We start from the raw sequence: 16,248 nt of genomic DNA, 5'->3' as shown, positions 1-16,248 counted from the left end.
GAGATTCCGGAGTTTTTCCATGCCCAGGGAACTTGGCGTCGGCATCATGGGATGCGGCAATATTTCCACCACCTATTTCAAGCTTGCACCGCTCTTCAGGGGATTGAAGGTGCTTGCCTGTGCCGACCTCAGCGACGATGCGGCCGAAATGCGCGCCGCCGAATACGGCGTCAAGGCGCAGTCGATCTCCGACCTGCTTGCCAATGACGAACTCGACGTGATCGTCAACCTGACGATCCCGGCGGCGCATTTCTCCGTCTCGAAGGCGATCCTTGAGGCGGGCAAGCACGTCTATTCTGAAAAGCCGCTGACGGTGACCTTGGAGGAGGGCAAGGCGCTGCAGGCCTTCGCGAGGGAGAAGGGACTTGCCGTCGGCTGCGCGCCCGACACATTCCTCGGGGGCTCCCATCAGCTTGCCCGCAAATATATCGACGAGGGCGGCGTCGGCCGTATCACATCCGGTACCTGCCATGTCATGAGCCCCGGCATGGAGATGTGGCATCCCAATCCTGGCTTCTTCTTCCTGGAAGGCGGCGGGCCGATTCTCGATCTCGGGCCGTATTACATCGCCAATCTCATCAACCTCATCGGTCCGGTGAAGCGGGTGGGTGCTTTGACTTCGATGGCCAACAAGACCCGCACCATCACCAGCGAACCGCTGAAAGGCCAGGTCATCCCGGTCGAGACTCCGACCAATATCCAAGCGCTTCTGGAATTCGTCAGCGGCGCGACGATCACGCTCTCGGCAAGCTGGGATGTCTGGTCGCACCGCCACGCCAACATGGAGCTTTACGGCACCGAGGGTTCGATCTTCGTGCCGGACCCGAATTTTTTTGGCGGCATCGTCGAGGCCAGCGGCCGCAACAAGGACATCCAGCCGCTGGAACCGTGGGATCATCCGTTCGGCATCGATAATCAGGAACATCCGCAGGGGCCAAGGGCGAACTACCGCACCGCAGGTCTTGCGGACATGGCGATGGCGCTCATCGAAGGGCGTGACCCGCGCTGCTCGCTGGAGCGCACGCTGCACGGCGTCGATGTCATGACCTCGATCCTGAAATCAGGGGAAGAGGGCCGGTTCATCGAGCTCTCCACGACCTGCACCCAGCCGGCCGCACTCGGCATCGACGAGGCACTGGCGCTTCTTCGCTGATCCGCTATGTGTTTGAAGCGGGCCGTTCGCGCCCGCTTTGATCCACGACACAGGAGGGCGCCATGTCCTGGCAACCGGCGGCAGGCCGCTACGAAACCATGAAATACAACCGCTGCGGCCGTTCGGGGCTCAAGCTTCCGGCGATCTCGCTCGGCCTCTGGCACAATTTCGGGGACGACACGCCGCACGAGCGCAAGGTTGCGATCTGCCGCAAGGCCTTCGATCTCGGCATCACGCATTTCGACCTTGCCAACAACTACGGCCCGAAGCCCGGCAGTGCGGAACTCGCCTTCGGCCAGATCCTGCGGGAGGATTTCGGGGGCTATCGCGACGAACTGATCATCTCGTCGAAAGCCGGCTACAACATGTGGCCCGGGCCTTACGGCGAGTGGGGCAGCCGCAAATACCTGATCGCCTCCTGCGACCAGAGCCTGAAGCGCATGGGCCTCGACTATGTCGACATTTTCTATTCGCACCGCTTCGACCCGGAAACACCGCTCGAAGAGACCTGTGGTGCGCTCGACCACATCGTCCGGTCGGGCAGGGCGCTTTATGTCGGCATCTCGTCCTACAATTCGAAGCGCACCCGCGAAGCCACGGCGATCCTGAAGGAGCTCGGCACGCCGGTCCTCATCCACCAGCCGAGCTATTCGATGATCAACCGGTGGGTGGAAGAAGACGGTCTGCTCGACACGCTGGAAGACCTCGGTATCGGCTCGATCGTCTTTTCACCGCTGGCACAAGGCATGCTGACGTCGAAATATCTCGGCGGCATTCCGGAGGAAAGCCGTGCGGCGCAAGGCAAGTCGCTGCGCGCCGCCTTCCTCAACGAGAGGAACGTTGCAAACCTGCGTGCGCTGAATGCGATCGCTGAAAGGCGTGGCCAGACACTCGCGCAGATGGCGATTGCCTGGGTTTTGCGCGGTGGTCGTGTCACCACGGCGCTGATCGGCGCCAGCCGGCCGGAGCAGGTCGAGGATTGCGTGCAGGCTCTCGAAAAGCCGGATTTCACGGCTGCGGAGCTCGCGGAGATCGATACTTACGCAAAGGACGCCGATATCAATCTCTGGGCTGCTTCGGCCGAGCGCAAGGGGCCGCAACGCTGACCATCCCGCCCGGCAAGCTCGCTGCCGGGCATTCTCACCTGTCACTGGGAGGAGACATGATCCGCAATCCGATCCTGCCGGGCTTCAATCCCGATCCGTCCATCTGCCGTGTCGGCGAGGATTATTATATCGCCACCTCGACCTTCGAATGGTATCCGGGCGTGCAGATTCACCATTCGCGCGATCTCGTGAACTGGACCTTGGTGCGCCGGCCGCTGGAACGCGCCAGCCAGCTCGACATGCGCGGCAATCCCGACAGTTGCGGCATCTGGGCGCCATGCCTTTCCCATGCCGACGGCCTGTTCTGGCTCGTCTATACCGACGTCAAGCGTTTCGACGGCAATTTCAAGGACGCGCATAGCTATATCGTCACCTCGCCAACCATCGAAGGGGAATGGTCCGATCCCGTCTATATCAATTCTTCGGGGTTCGACCCGTCGCTTTTCCATGACGATGACGGCCGCAAGTGGTTTCTCAACATGCAATGGAACCATCGCACCGAAAGCTACGGCGGGGCACCGAAACATCCGGCCTTCGACGGCATCCTTCTGCAGGAATGGGATCCAAAGGCGAGGGCGCTGAAAGGTCCTGTCAGAAACATCTTTGCCGGCAGCCCGCTCGGGCTCGTTGAAGGTCCGCATCTCTTCAAGCGGAACGGCTGGTATTATCTGACGACCGCCGAAGGCGGCACCGGTTACGAGCATGCGGTCACCATGGCGCGGTCGCGAGCGATCGAAGGGCCGTACGAGATGCATCCGCAGACGCATCTCATCACCTCGAAGGATCACCCGAATGCCGTCCTGCAACGTGCCGGGCACGGGCAATATGTCGAGACGCCGGAGGGTGAGGCCTATCATACGCATCTCTGCGGCCGTCCGCTGCCGCCCCACCGGCGGTGCACGCTCGGCCGCGAAACCGCGATCCAGAAATGCATATGGGAAGATGATTGGCTCTATCTCGTCCAGGGCGGCGTCGTTCCCGATGTCGACGTGCCGGCGCCGACCGATGCCGAGTCGATTGAAAAGCCAACGCGCATCGAACGCACTTTCGACAAGCCGGGCCTGCCGCCGGAATTCCAGTGGCTCAGAACGCCCCATCCGGAGCGGCTTTTCAGCCTCGCCGAACGGCCAGGCCATCTGCGCCTCTTCGGCCGGGAAAGCATCGGCTCCTGGTTCGAGCAGTCGCTGGTCGCGCGCAGGCAGGAGCATCATTCCTTCCGTGCCGAGACCGTGGTCGAATTTGAGCCGGATACCTACCAGCAGGTCGCGGGGCTGACGCATTACTACAATCGCCACAAGTTCCATGCCGTCGTGGTGACGCTGCACGAAAAGCTCGGCCGTGTCGCGACGATCTTCTCCTGCGCCGGCGACTTTCCGCACGGGCGCATGAGCTTTCCGGCCGAAAGCGGCGTCTCCGTCCCGGACGGCCCGATCCATCTTGCGATGGAAATCCGTGACAACGACCTGCAGTTCTTCTGGCGGGGCGGCGGCTCGAACGACTGGGTGGCTCTCGGCCCCGTGCTCGATGCCGGCGTCATCTCAGACGAGGGCGGACGTGGCGAGCACGGCTCGTTCACCGGCGCCTTTGCCGGCATCTTCGCCTTCGATACGTCGGGACGGGCAAAGCCGGCGGACTTCGGCCATTTTGTTTATGAGGCACTAAAATAGTGAATTCTGAATTTCAAAAAATTACCGGAAGTCCATAATTTCATTACTGAAATGTAATTTTCGGTTCACTTATGGTTCATCATCCGAGGCCTAGTTTCCGGGCGTGTTCAACACGAGGAAACACCGATGAGAAAGTTTTTTGCGATCCTTCTTTCCGCAACTGTGCTTGCGGCACCGTTTGCCGCTCAAGCACAGGATTGGCGTCATGGCCCGGATCGCCATCGCGGCCCGGTCGTCGAAAAGAACGTAGTCGTCAAGAAGAAGGTGGTCGTCAAGAAGACCCGTTGGGTCAAGGGTCATCGCATGACGCCCGCCGAGCGCCGGCACATGGCCGAAATCCGCGACTACCGCCGCTATCGCCTTTCGGCTCCGCCGCGCGGTTATCGCTGGGTCAAGGTCGACAATGATTTTCTGCTGGTCGGCATCGCCACCGGCGTGATCTCCAGCATCATCGCAGCGCGTTGACGCCTTCAAAGCATGTCGTTACCGCAAAACCGCTGCTCACTTTTGCGCGACATGCTCTGCATCGCGGACGGCCTGCGGGCGTTTTGCCTTCCCACCCGCAGGCCCCGCAAAGGTCGCCGCTATGCGATCAGCGACCGTGCTTCCATTCCCTACATGCCTTGGGAGAGGCAGTTCTTCATTGCGCTTGCCAATCCCCGCATCAGCTCGAAATAGAGATCAGGACCCTCCTTCAGCGTTGCCGCTTCCGGATCCAGCGTCCCCGAACGGGCCGGAGTTCCTTCCGTCACCACAGCCACCAGCTTCGGTTCGAACTGCGGCTCGGCAAAGACGCAGGTCGCGCCAAGCTCCGTCACCTTCTTGTGGATCTGGTTGACGCGTTCAGCGCCCGGCATGGTCTCCGGGCTGACGGTGATCGAACCGGCGACGCGGACACCGTAACGATGTTCGAAATATTGATAGGCGTCGTGGAAAACGATGAAGGGCTTGTCCTTCACCGGCGCGATGGTGGCCTTCAGTTCCGCATCCAGCGCATCGATCTGCTTCAAAAGCGAGGCTCCGTTGGCCTGATAAGTCGCCGCATTGGCGGGATCGGCTTCGACCAGCGTCTTTTCAATCTCGGCAGCAATGGCCTTGGTATTCATCGGATCGAGCCACAGATGCGTGTCGAATTCTCCGTGATCGTGATCCTCATGACCGGCATGCTGCTCTTCGTCGTGGTCATGGTCATCATGCCCATGTGCTTCCTCGCCTTCATGTTCATGATCATGGGCTTCGAACGCGCCGCCTTCACGGAAGGGCAGCTTTTCGAGGCCCGGCGCATCCTCCAGTTCGACCACCGTGGCCGAGGAGGCCAGCGCCTTCAGCGGCTTTTCCAGGAAGGCCTCGATGCCGGGACCGACCCAGAAGATCACGTCGGCGCTTTCGATTGCGGCCGCATTGGAGGGTTTGAGAGAAAACGTATGGGGCGAGGCGGCGCCCTGGACGATCAGCTTCGGTTCTGCGACGCCTTTCATGATCGACGCCACCAGCGAGTGGATCGGCTTGATCGAAACCACCACATCCGGGGCGGCGGCGCTCGCCGCGGCACTCGCGAAAAATGTTGCAGCCGAGAGAAGGGAAAGGGGGACCGGTTTCATTTCACGTCCTTGTATTGCTCTGTAATGTTATTACATCAATTGCGTTATGCTATAACGTGTGTCATAGCCACTGACAACAGGGAATCCGGAAAAAACATGCTGACGACCACAGGGGCTGCGGCCCTTCCCGGCGAAAGCCGGCTTGTATCGCTCGACAATGCCGGCATCCGCCGGGATGGCCGATGGCTGGTGCGCGGCGTGGATTTTTCGATCCGCCGCGGCGAAGTCGTGACGCTGATCGGCCCGAACGGCGCCGGCAAATCCACGACGGCGAAAGTTGCGATCGGCGTGCTGCGCCCGGACGAAGGTACGGTCACCCGTATGCATGGCCTGCGGATCGGCTATGTGCCGCAGAAGCTTGCGATCGACTGGACCATGCCGCTCTCGGTCCGGCGCCTGATGCGGCTTACCGGTTCGCTCGACGACGCAGAACTCCGGGCCGCGCTTGAAGCAACCGGCATTCCACATCTCGTCGATGCGGAAGTGCGGCATCTTTCCGGCGGTGAATTCCAACGCGCACTGCTGGCCCGTGCGATCGCCCGCAAGCCGGACCTCATGGTGCTCGACGAACCGGTGCAGGGTGTCGATTTCGCCGGCGAAAGCGCGCTTTACGACCTGATCCGTTCGATCCGCAATTCCACCGGATGCGGCATCCTGATGATCTCGCACGACCTGCACATGGTGATGGCCGGTACCGACACCGTGATCTGCCTCAACGGCCATATCTGCTGCCGAGGCACGCCGGAGGTGGTCGGCCAGAGTGCCGATTACCTGAAACTCTTCGGCGGCAATTCCCGTTCGCTGGCGGTCTACAGCCATCATCATGACCATACCCATCTGCCGGACGGGCGGGTGCTGCATGGCGACGGCTCGATCACCGATCATTGCCATCCGGGCGACGGGCATCATCACGAAAACGAGGACCACGGTTCTCACGACCATCAACTTCATCACCACAGCACGCATAGCCATCTTGCACCGGCCACGGGCAGGGAGGACGACCGTGTTTGACGATTTCTTCACGCGGGCCCTCGTTGCCGGCATCGGCGTAGCTTTGACGGCCGGTCCGCTCGGCTGTTTCGTGGTCTGGCGGCGCATGGCCTATTTTGGGGATACGATGGCTCATTCGGCCTTGCTTGGGGTCGCCCTGTCGCTTTTCTTCCAGGTCAATCTGCTCGTCTCGGTGTTCGGCGTCGCAGTCGTCGTGTCTCTGCTGCTCCTCATGCTGCAGCGGCGGCAATCGCTCTCCGCCGACGCACTGCTCGGCATCCTTTCCCATTCGGCGCTGGCGATCGGCCTTGTACTCGTCGCCTTCATGAGCTGGGTCAGGATCGACCTCGTCGCTTTCCTGTTCGGAGATATCCTGGCGGTGACGCGCGCCGACATCGCGCTGATCTGGGGCGGCGGCGTGCTGGTGATCGCGGCGATCATCGCGCTCTGGCGGCCGCTGATCGCCTCCACCGTCAGCGAGGATATCGCCGAGGCGGAAGGCATGAAGCCGGCTCAGGCCAAGCTTCTCTTCATGCTTCTGATGGCGCTCGTCATCGCCATCGCCATGAAGATCGTCGGCATCATGCTGATCACGGCACTGCTGATCATCCCCGCCGCAACGGCGCGGCGGTTGTCGTCGAGCCCCGAAGTGATGGCCGTCGCGGCCTCGCTGATCGGCGCGGTTGCGGTCGTCGGCGGACTGTTCGGTTCACTTACTTACGATACGCCGTCCGGGCCTTCCATTGTGGTGGCGGCACTCTTACTTTTCATTCTAAGCCTTATCCCCGTAGCGGGGAAAAACACGGCCGAGAGGGCCGGCAACACAGGAGTGCGATGATGAACGCACCGGTATCTTCACCGGCTTCAACCCCGGCATTGACCAAGAACCAGTCGCTCGTCTTCGAGGTGCTCAACCGCTCCGACGCGCCGATGAGCGCCTATACCATTCTCGACAAGCTCCGCGACCATGGGTTCCGCGCTCCGCTGCAGGTCTATCGCGCGCTCGACAAGCTCACCGAATTCGGCATGGTGCACCGGCTGGAAAGCCTGAACGCCTTCGTCGCCTGCGCCCATCCGAACAGCGAATGCTGCAGCACAGGTCATGGCCACCACGGCACGGTCGCGTTTGCGATCTGCGAGAGTTGCGGCCATGTCTTCGAATTCCACGACCACCAAGTCGACCATCGCCTCGGCGACTGGGCGAAGGGGAAGGGGTTCAAACCCGCCAAGACGACCATCGAGATCCGCGGCCTCTGCGAGGCTTGTGCCGCTTGAATTTGGCGCCGCCTAAAGCTGTCGCAGATCGCGGCCGAACCGCTTCCAGTTGGCGATATAATTGATCGCCGACAGTTTGAGCCTCTCCACGGCCGTGTCGTCCAGGGTGCGGATGACTTTTGCCGGCGAACCGACGATCAATGAATTGTCCGGGAATTCCTTGCCTTCGGTGACGAGCGCATTGGCGCCGACGAGGCAGTTGTTGCCGATCTTCGCGCCGTTCAGGATCGTCGCTCCCATGCCGACCAGCGCGTTCTCCCCGATGGTGCAGCCGTGGATGATGGCGTGGTGGCCGATCGTGCAGCCGGCGCCGATCGTCACCGGATACCCCATATCCGTATGGATCATCACACCTTCCTGGATGTTGGTGCCGGCGCCGACCACGATTGGCTCGTTGTCGCCGCGCAAGACTGTGCCGAACCAGATGCCGACATCTTCGCCGAGCTCCACCTTGCCGATGACATTGGCGTCCGGTGCCACCCAATAGCGATCCGGGGCAGGGAGTTTCGGCTCGAATTCTCCGAGAGCATAAAGCGGCATGGTTTCTCCTCCCTTGTTCCGTCAGGCCTTGTTCCGTCAGGCGACCGTGAGCGAAAGCTTGCCGACGCCATCGATGCCGCAGGCGACCTGATCGCCGCGAACGATCGGGCCGACACCGGCCGGCGTGCCGGTCATGATCACATCGCCCGGCGCCAGCACGAAGAGCTTCGACAGTTCGGCGATGATTTCCGGCAGCTTCCAGATCATCTGGTTGAGATCGCCGGACTGTTTGCGTCCGCCATTGACCTCCAGCCAGATCGCCCCCATCTGCGGATGGCCGATCTTCGCCGCCGGAACGATGGCTGAAACCGGCGCCGATTTCTCGAAGGCTTTCGCCGCCTCCCAGGGGCGGCTCATCTTCTTCGCCTTGTCCTGAAGGTCGCGGCGGGTGAAATCGATGCCGACGGCATAACCATAGACCTTGGAAAGCGCGTCCTCGACCGAAACATCCGCGCCGCCGCCGGAAAGCGCCATGATGAGTTCGACCTCGTAATGCACGTCAGAGGAAAGCGCCGGGTAGGGGAAGGTCTCGGCGTTATAGATGTTGTCGGCGTTCTTCTGGAAGAAGAAGGGCGGTTCGCGCGACGGATCGTGACCCATCTCGATCGCGTGGTCGGCATAGTTGCGGCCGACGCAATAGACCCTGCGCACCGGGAACTGTTCCGTCGCTCCCTCCACGTCGAGAAGAACGGGTTCCGGGGCGGGGATCACGGTGGCGCGCATGGCAGACATCCTGGAAAACAGAAAGACGGGGACGTCTTTGTCTTACAAATCGTTGCACAATCCTAGCCCCTTTCGGAGCGGCGGGGAAAACTGGCGAAGAATTTTTGTTTGCTGTATGGAAGCCGCAAACAGAAGGAATTTGAATGTACGCAGACGCGCTGAAGCACGGCCGAAAGATCTTCGCAGTCGCTCCGATGATCGACTGGACGGACCGGCATTGCCGTTTCCTGCACCGGCAGCTTTCGAGGCATGCGATGCTCTATACCGAGATGATCGTGGCGGATGCGATCATCCACGGGCCGCGGGAGAGGCTGCTCTCCTATTCGCCGGCCGAACATCCGGTGGCACTGCAGCTCGGCGGCTCGGATGCGGGAAAGCTTTCCGAAGCGGTGCGGATCGCCGCGGACTACGGCTACGACGAGATCAACCTGAATGTCGGCTGCCCGTCGGACCGGGTGCAGTCCGGCACGTTCGGCGCCTGCCTGATGCGCGATCCGGCGCTTGTCGCCGATCTGGTGGCAGCGATGAAGCAGGTCTCGACCGTGCCGGTGACGGTGAAATGCCGCATCGGCGTCGACGATCAGGAGCCGGCCGAGGTTCTGCCGGGTTTTCTCGACCGGATGATCGGGGCAGGGGCGGATGCAATCTGGATCCACGCCCGCAAGGCTTGGCTGCAGGGGCTTTCGCCGAAGGAGAACCGCGAGATCCCGCCGCTCGATTACGAGCTCGTCCATCGGATGAAACGCGAAAACCCGGATGTGTTCCTCGGGATCAATGGCGGCATTGCCGATCTCGGCCAGGCGGCAGGTCACCTTGCCGTGATGGACGGGGTGATGCTCGGCCGCGCCGCCTACCAGAATGCCGGACTGCTGGCCGGGGTGGATGAATTGATGGAGTTTGGTGCGGTCGAGAAGACTCGAACTGCCGATATCGACTGGCTCAAGCTGCGCGATACGATGATGGCCTATGCGGACGAGGTGATCGCATCCGGCGGAAGGTTGCATCACGTCACACGGCATATGGTCGGGCTTTTCCAGGGATTTGCCGGCGCACGCCGTTTCCGCCAGATCCTTTCCGCCGAAGCGACCCGCCCCGGTGCTGGGGTTGAGGTAATCGCGGCAGCATTTGCAGCGGTGGATATCGATGGCGGTCCTCGGGCTCAACCCGAGGAGAAAAGGCTGGCGGGGTGAGCCTGGGCAGTGCCCTTCTACAGGACACATTCATCCCTTGGTGATGGTCGAAAATTCGTTTCGGACGGGGCGCTGAAAGCTGCCTCTTAAGTTTTAGTTTTAGGTGACACCTCTCAGCGCCCCGTTCGGCGGTTTATGCCCGCGACTCCGGTCCCTCTGCGATGACGGGGTTTGTGGGAACTGTGGCGTGTCCCTCCTGAGCGGGAGGGTGTCATGCACGCTCTTTAGACTTACGGTGCTACGGCCATGACCACCGGTCCCGATTGCTCATTCGCGAGCCGTCGGGGGCACCGTCTTCCACCTGCGCCGCGCGGCCGGGCTTTCAAGGAAAACCCCCGGACGCCGCATGGCGCTGTCCCGTCACCCTCCAATGCCTCACAGGCACGCCCGGCGCATAATGCAAGGAAGCGAAACGAGACGTCGGCCCGACAGCGTCTCATCCGCCCCCACGTCGCCGGAGGGAGACCATTTTCCGCGAACCCCGAATGCAAGGACTTACGTCGTTTCCTGACACCCGGCGCCGGCCCCGCCTCACTGGCACGCCTGCCAGCGTATCCGATGCGGGACGGGGGAATTGTAGGCATGAGGCGGGAGGGCGGGGATGAACGAGGGCGATTTTTCCTGCCGATTTCTCGCAAGGCTTTGATTTGCCTCACCATACCCCCCTCTGCCCTGCCGGGCATCTCCCCCTCAAGAGGGGAGATCGCGAGCGGCAGGTTCTTCCCGCCAAACCGGCGATGGATCGAGTAGCAGCGCTTGTTGTTTCGGGAAGCCGGCGCGCTATTCGTTGATCTCCGGCTCGACAAGCCTTGCCAGGTTTTTCAGCGACTCCTGCCAGCCGAGATAGCAAGCTTCGGCCGGAATGACGTCCGGCACACCAGCCTGAGTAATATCCATTTCCGTCCCGACCGAGACTTTCTTAAACGTCACGGTGACGTCCATCTCGCCAGGCAGGTTGGGGTCGTCGAACCTGTCCGTGTAGCGAACGCGCTCACCCGGAACGAGCTCGAGATATTCGCCGCCGAACGAATGGCTGTTGCCCGTCGTAAAGTTGCGGAAGGACATCTTGAACTTGCCGCCGACGGTCGATTCAAAGTGATGCACGGTGCAAGTAAAACCATTCGGGGGAAGCCATTTGGCGAGCGCATCCGCTTCGATGAACGCGCGATAGACCTTTTCCGGGCTGGTGGCGAGGACGCGGTGCAGGCGTATGGTACTGGGCATGGTCGTGATCCTTCCGAATTGATGGAACGTACGACTCCAAGGACGGACGAGGCTTGAGCAATCCGACAACACCCAAGCCTGCAGTTGAAAATTTTCAGGATATCCTACTGCTGGCTTGCGGCTGACAACAGCGGCCGCGTCCATCTTTCCTCGCAAGAGAAGAGCGGGGGCGCCGCATTCGCCGCCCCCGGTTTGGTGTCCCAACTATTCCGCCGCCTCCGCGTAGGCCTCCATCGGCGGGCAGGTGCAGACGAGATTGCGGTCTCCATAGACGTTGTCGACGCGGTTGACCGGCGACCAGTATTTGTCGACCCTGAAGGCGCCAGGCGGGTAGCAGGCCTGCTCCCTGGAGTAGGGCCGGTCCCATTCGCCGACGAGGTCTTCCACCGTGTGCGGGGCGTTCTTGAGCGGGTTGTTTTCCCGATCCATCCTGCCTTCCTCGATAGCCCGGGCTTCCTCGCGGATCGCCAGCATCGCATCGCAGAAGCGATCGAGTTCGGCTTTGGGCTCCGATTCGGTCGGCTCGATCATCAGCGTGCCGGCAACCGGCCAGCTCATGGTCGGGGCATGGAAACCGCAATCGATCAGGCGCTTGGCGATGTCGTCCACCGTGACGCCGGCCGAGGTGCTGAGAGGGCGCGTGTCGATGATGCATTCATGCGCCACACGGCCGGCTTCCGACTTGTAGAGCACGTCATAGGCGCCCTTCAGCCGGGCGGCGATATAATTGGCGTTGAGGATCGCCACCTTGGTCGCCTGCGTCAGACCTTCGCCGCCCATCATCAGGCAGTAGGACCAGGAGATCGGCAGGATCGACGGCGAGCCGAACGGGGCGGCCGAAACCGCGCCTTCCCTGCCATCCGACTGAGGATGGCCGGGAAGATGGGCCGCGAGATGCGCCTTGACGCCGATCGGCCCCATGCCGGGACCACCGCCGCCATGCGGAATGCAGAAGGTCTTGTGCAGGTTCAGGTGCGACACGTCCGAGCCGATGTCACCGGGGCGGGACAGACCGACCATGGCGTTCATGTTGGCGCCGTCCAGATAGACCTGGCCACCATACTTGTGGGTGATCGCGCAGATCTCCTTCACCGTCTCCTCGAAAACGCCGTGGGTGGAAGGATAGGTGATCATGCAGCAGGAAAGGTCTGCCGCGTGTTCCTCCGCCTTGGCGCGGAAGTCGTCCATGTCGATGTCGCCGTTCTCCTTCGCCTTGACCGGCACGACCTTCATGCCGGCCATCTGCGCCGAGGCCGGGTTGGTGCCGTGCGCGGAGGTGGGAATGAGGCAGACATTGCGGCGGGTCTCGCCGTTCGCGATGTGATAGTTGCGGATGGTGAGGAGACCCGCATATTCCCCTTGCGCGCCGGAATTCGGCTGCATGGAGAAGGCGTCGTAGCCGGTGATCTGGCAGAGTTTCTGGGAAAGTCGTCGATCATCTCCCTGTAGCCGAGAGCCTGATCGGCGGGGACGAAGGGGTGGATGTCGGAAAATTCCGGCCAGGTGATCGGCAGCATTTCCGCCGTCGCATTGAGCTTCATGGTGCAGGAGCCGAGCGGGATCATGGCCCGGTCGAGCGCCAGATCCCGGTCGGAGAGCCGGCGGATATAGCGGGTCATCTCGCTTTCGGCGCGGTTCATGTGGAAGATCGGATGCGTCATGTAGTCCGATTTCCGGAGAAGCGCGTTCGGCAGACGGTATTCCGGCGAGAAGTCGGACACCTTGAAATTGCCGCCGAAGGCCCGCCAGACGGCTTCGAGCGTTGCCGGACGGGTTCGTTCGTCGAGCGACATGCCGATCCGCGTTTCGCCGACCTTGCGCAGATTGACGCCTTCAGCGACCGCGGCGCGCAGGACAAGGCCCTGCATGTGGCCCACTTCAACGGTGATGGTGTCGAAGAAGGTGTCGGGCTCGATCCGGTAGCCGAGCTTCTCGAGGCCCTTCGCCATCAGCACGGCCTTCTTGTGGACCTGCTGGGCGATCGCCTTCAGCCCGTCCGGGCCATGGAAGACGCCGTACATGGAGGCCATGACCGCGAGCAGAACCTGGGCGGTGCAGATGTTCGACGTCGCCTTCTCGCGGCGGATATGCTGCTCGCGGGTCTGCAGGCTGAGGCGGTAGGCGCGGTTGCCGCGACTGTCAACCGAAACGCCGACGAGGCGGCCAGGCATGGCGCGCTTGTGGGCATCCTTGACCGCCATATAGGCCGCATGCGGTCCGCCGTAACCGACCGGCACGCCGAAGCGCTGCGAGGAACCGATGGCGATATCGGCACCCATTTCGCCCGGGGATTTCAGAAGCGTCAGCGCCAGCGGGTCGGCGGCGACCGCCGCAAGCGCGCCGGTCTGGTGCAGGCGAGCGATCAGGCCCGAAAAATCGCGAACATGGCCGTGGGTGCCGGGATACTGGAAGATCGCGCCGAAGACGTCGACGGGATCGAGATCGGTCATCGGATCGCCGACGATGACGGTCCAGCCGAGCGGTGCGGCGCGGGTTTCGATGAGCGCGATCGTCTGCGGATGGCAGGCAGAATCCACGAAGAAGGCAGTCGCCTTGGACTTGGCCTGACGCTGGCAAAGTGCCATCGCTTCGGCAGCGGCGGTCGCTTCATCAAGCAGCGACGCGTTGGCGACATCGAGACCGGTCAGGTCGCAGATCATCGTCTGGAAATTGAGGAGCGCTTCGAGGCGGCCTTGGGAAATCTCCGGCTGATAGGGCGTATAGGCCGTGTACCAGGCAGGGTTTTCGAGGATGTTGCGCTGGATGACGGGCGGCGTGATCGTGCCGTAATAGCCTTGGCCGATCAGCGAGACGAACACCTGGTTGCGGTTGGCCGTCTCGCGTAGGCGGTCGAGCGCTTCGCGTTCCGTGAGGGCAGCACCCCAGGCAAGCGGCGTCTGCTGGCGGATGGAGGAAGGCACCGTCGCATCGATGAGCGCGTCGAGCGAGGGGTAGCCGATTACCTTCAGCATCTCGGTCATTTCGGCGGGCGAGGGGCCGATATGCCGGCGATTGGCGAAATCGTAGGGCTGGTAATCGGTGAAATGGAAATCCGTCCGGTCGCTCATGCGATCAGCTCCTGATAGGCGGCCTCGTCGAGCAGCGCATCGGCATCGGCGGGGTTCTTCAGCTTCAGCTTGAAGAACCAGGCGGCTCCTTGCGGATCGGAGTTCACGATCGAGGGATCGTCGACGATCGTCTGGTTGACCTCAATCACTTCGCCATCGAGCGGACAATAGACGTCGGAGGCGGCCTTGACGCTCTCGACGGTTGCGGCATTGCCGTCCTTGGAAAGCTGGCTGCCCACTTCCGGCAGTTCGACGAAAACGAGGTCGCCGAGCTGTTCGGCGGCGTGCGCGGTGATGCCGACGGTGGCGACATCGCCTTCGAGCTTCAGCCATTCATGTTCGGCGGTAAATTTCAGCATTAGTTTGTTCCTCTCGTGATGTGGTGCGAGCCGTTTGCCCCTCACCCTAACCCTCTCCCCGCATGCAGGGAGAGGGACTAGGCAGGCGTTGGCGGCATGCGTCCTTCTCCCCGTTTGAACGGGGAGAAGGTGGCGGCAGCCGGATGAGGGGCAATCTTGGCCATGGGTTCAACGTTTATATGTGGGGGTGATGAAGGGGAGCGCGGATACCGTAACAGGCAGGAATTTGCCGCGCACCTCCGCGAAAATCTGCGTGCCGGGGGCGGCATATTCCGTCGGCACATAACCCATGGCGACCGGGCTTTCGACCGTGGGACCGAAACCGCCGGAGGTGACCTCGCCGATCTCCGTCTTGCCCTCTGCATCGGCGAAAAGTCCTGAATGGCCGCGAACCGGCGCCTTGCCTTCCGGCCTCAGGCCGACGCGGCGACGCGAGGTGCCGTTCGTCAGTTCGTCGAGGATACGGTCAGCGCCCGGAAAGCCGCCGGCGCGCTCACCACCCATGCGGCGGGGCTTCTGGATCGCCCACTCGAGCGAGGCTTCGATCGGGCTGGTCGTGGTGTCGATGTCGTTGCCGTAGAGGCAAAGCCCAGCTTCCAGGCGCAGGGAATCACGGGCGCCGAGGCCGATCGGCTGACAATCCGGATGCTCAAGGAGCGCCTTGGCGATTCCTTCAGCCCTATCGGCGGGAACGGAGATCTCGAAACCGTCCTCGCCGGAATAGCCGGAGCGCGAAATGATGCAGGCGGCGTCATGCAAGGAAGCGTCCCGGACATCCATGAACTTCATGGCAGTGACTTCCGGCCAAAGCTCGGCAAGCGCCGCCTCGGCGCGTGGCCCCTGGAGAGCAAGAAGTGCACGATCTTCGAGAAGCGTGACATCGCAGCCGGAAAGATGCGCCTTCATATACGCGACATCCGCTTCCTTGCAGGCCGCGTTGACGACGACGAAAAGATGGTCGCCGCGATTGGTGATCATCAGGTCGTCGAGAATGCCGCCATTTTCGTCGGTGAAGAAGCCGTAGCGCTGGCGGCCGGGCTTTAGGCCCAGGATATCGACCGGGACAAGGCTTTCGAGTAGACGCGCGGCATCCTCGAAGGCGGCGGTTTTGGCCTTCACGATCACCTGGCCCATATGCGAGACGTCGAAAAGGCCCGCGGCTGTGCGGGTGTGCAGGTGTTCCTTCAGGACGCCGGCAGGATATTGCACCGGCATGTCGTAGCCCGCAAAGGGCACCATTTTCGCACCAAGCGACAGATGCAGCGCGTGAAGCGGAGTTTTCTTAAGAGGGGTCTGATCGTCCAAGGGCGCCTCCAAGGTCTGGCGCACTTGTCGCGCCGGCTCAGTATCAG

14 protein-coding genes and 1 pseudogene are annotated in these 16,248 nt (G+C 62.0%); 8 read left to right on the top strand and 7 right to left on the bottom strand.

Annotated elements, in window-relative coordinates; genetic code table 11:
* Positions 1–19: 19 nt before the first annotated feature.
* From JL39_RS05485 to JL39_RS05470, 4 genes are all read left to right on the top strand, one after another.
* Positions 20–1,153 (top strand): Gfo/Idh/MocA family oxidoreductase, encoded by a 1,134-nt coding sequence (locus JL39_RS05485; RefSeq protein ID WP_037147125.1) that lies wholly within the window; start codon positions 20–22, stop codon positions 1,151–1,153.
* 62 nt (positions 1,154–1,215) lie between these two features.
* Positions 1,216–2,259, top strand: coding sequence for an L-glyceraldehyde 3-phosphate reductase (gene mgrA / locus JL39_RS05480; RefSeq protein WP_037147122.1), 1,044 nt, complete (start codon positions 1,216–1,218; stop codon positions 2,257–2,259).
* Between the two features lie 56 nt (positions 2,260–2,315).
* On the top strand, positions 2,316–3,926 hold the full coding sequence (locus JL39_RS05475) for a glycoside hydrolase family 43 protein (protein WP_037147119.1): 1,611 nt from the start codon (positions 2,316–2,318) through the stop codon (positions 3,924–3,926).
* Between the two features lie 126 nt (positions 3,927–4,052).
* Positions 4,053–4,391 carry an RcnB family protein gene (locus JL39_RS05470; protein WP_037147115.1) on the top strand — a complete coding sequence of 113 codons (339 nt, stop codon included), beginning with the start codon at positions 4,053–4,055 and terminating at the stop codon, positions 4,389–4,391.
* Positions 4,392–4,540: 149 nt separating this feature from the next.
* On the opposite strand, the gene znuA is transcribed toward JL39_RS05470, so the two are convergent.
* Positions 4,541–5,527 carry a zinc ABC transporter substrate-binding protein ZnuA gene (znuA, locus tag JL39_RS05465; RefSeq protein ID WP_037147112.1) on the bottom strand — a complete coding sequence of 329 codons (987 nt, stop codon included), beginning with the start codon at positions 5,525–5,527 and terminating at the stop codon, positions 4,541–4,543.
* A gap of 96 nt (positions 5,528–5,623) precedes the next feature.
* Here znuA and JL39_RS05460 point away from each other — a divergent pair, with 96 nt between their 5' ends.
* The 3 genes from JL39_RS05460 to JL39_RS05450 are packed head-to-tail and all read left to right on the top strand — an operon-like array spanning position 5,624 to position 7,792.
* A complete protein-coding gene (locus JL39_RS05460; RefSeq protein WP_052182688.1) occupies positions 5,624–6,538 on the top strand; it encodes a metal ABC transporter ATP-binding protein in 915 nt (304 codons plus the stop codon).
* Positions 6,531–7,355 (top strand): metal ABC transporter permease, encoded by an 825-nt coding sequence (locus tag JL39_RS05455; RefSeq protein ID WP_037147109.1) that lies wholly within the window; start codon positions 6,531–6,533, stop codon positions 7,353–7,355. The genes JL39_RS05460 and JL39_RS05455 overlap by 8 nt, the downstream gene beginning before the upstream one ends.
* Entirely contained in the window at positions 7,355–7,792 is a 438-nt protein-coding gene (locus JL39_RS05450; RefSeq protein ID WP_037148474.1) for a Fur family transcriptional regulator, read from the top strand. Before JL39_RS05455 ends, JL39_RS05450 begins: the two co-directional genes overlap by 1 nt.
* A gap of 12 nt (positions 7,793–7,804) precedes the next feature.
* On the opposite strand, the gene JL39_RS05445 is transcribed toward JL39_RS05450, so the two are convergent.
* Together JL39_RS05445 and JL39_RS05440 are read right to left on the bottom strand one after the other, a co-directional pair.
* Entirely contained in the window at positions 7,805–8,332 is a 528-nt protein-coding gene (locus JL39_RS05445) for a gamma carbonic anhydrase family protein (RefSeq protein ID WP_037147105.1), read from the bottom strand.
* 36 nt (positions 8,333–8,368) lie between these two features.
* The gene (locus JL39_RS05440; RefSeq protein ID WP_037147102.1) at positions 8,369–9,055 is read right to left on the bottom strand and encodes a fumarylacetoacetate hydrolase family protein; all 687 of its coding nucleotides are present in this window, start codon (positions 9,053–9,055) and stop codon (positions 8,369–8,371) included.
* 143 nt (positions 9,056–9,198) lie between these two features.
* On the opposite strand from JL39_RS05440, the gene dusA reads away from it, so the two are divergent.
* Entirely contained in the window at positions 9,199–10,245 is a 1,047-nt protein-coding gene (gene dusA / locus JL39_RS05435) for a tRNA dihydrouridine(20/20a) synthase DusA (RefSeq protein WP_037147098.1), read from the top strand.
* 780 nt (positions 10,246–11,025) lie between these two features.
* Here dusA and JL39_RS05430 read toward each other — a convergent pair.
* From JL39_RS05430 to gcvT, 4 genes and pseudogenes are all read right to left on the bottom strand, one after another.
* Complete coding sequence (locus JL39_RS05430; protein WP_037147095.1) at positions 11,026–11,469, bottom strand: SRPBCC family protein; 444 nt, start codon at positions 11,467–11,469, stop codon at positions 11,026–11,028.
* A 204-nt stretch (positions 11,470–11,673) separates the two neighbouring features.
* Positions 11,674–14,537, bottom strand: a pseudogene (gcvP, locus tag JL39_RS05425) (aminomethyl-transferring glycine dehydrogenase).
* The gene (gene gcvH / locus JL39_RS05420; RefSeq protein ID WP_037147092.1) at positions 14,534–14,896 is read right to left on the bottom strand and encodes a glycine cleavage system protein GcvH; all 363 of its coding nucleotides are present in this window, start codon (positions 14,894–14,896) and stop codon (positions 14,534–14,536) included. Before gcvH ends, gcvP begins: the two are co-directional and overlap by 4 nt.
* A 168-nt stretch (positions 14,897–15,064) precedes the next feature.
* Positions 15,065–16,201 carry a glycine cleavage system aminomethyltransferase GcvT gene (gcvT, locus tag JL39_RS05415; RefSeq protein ID WP_037147088.1) on the bottom strand — a complete coding sequence of 379 codons (1,137 nt, stop codon included), beginning with the start codon at positions 16,199–16,201 and terminating at the stop codon, positions 15,065–15,067.
* Positions 16,202–16,248: the final 47 nt, after the last annotated feature.

Source organism: Rhizobium sp. YS-1r (assembly GCF_000757525.1).
In the GTDB taxonomy this organism is placed as follows: Bacteria; Pseudomonadota; Alphaproteobacteria; order Rhizobiales; family Rhizobiaceae; genus Neorhizobium; species Neorhizobium petrolearium.
The sequence above is the reverse complement of the archived record's forward strand: the minus strand, read 5'-3'. Positions and strand labels throughout refer to the sequence as shown.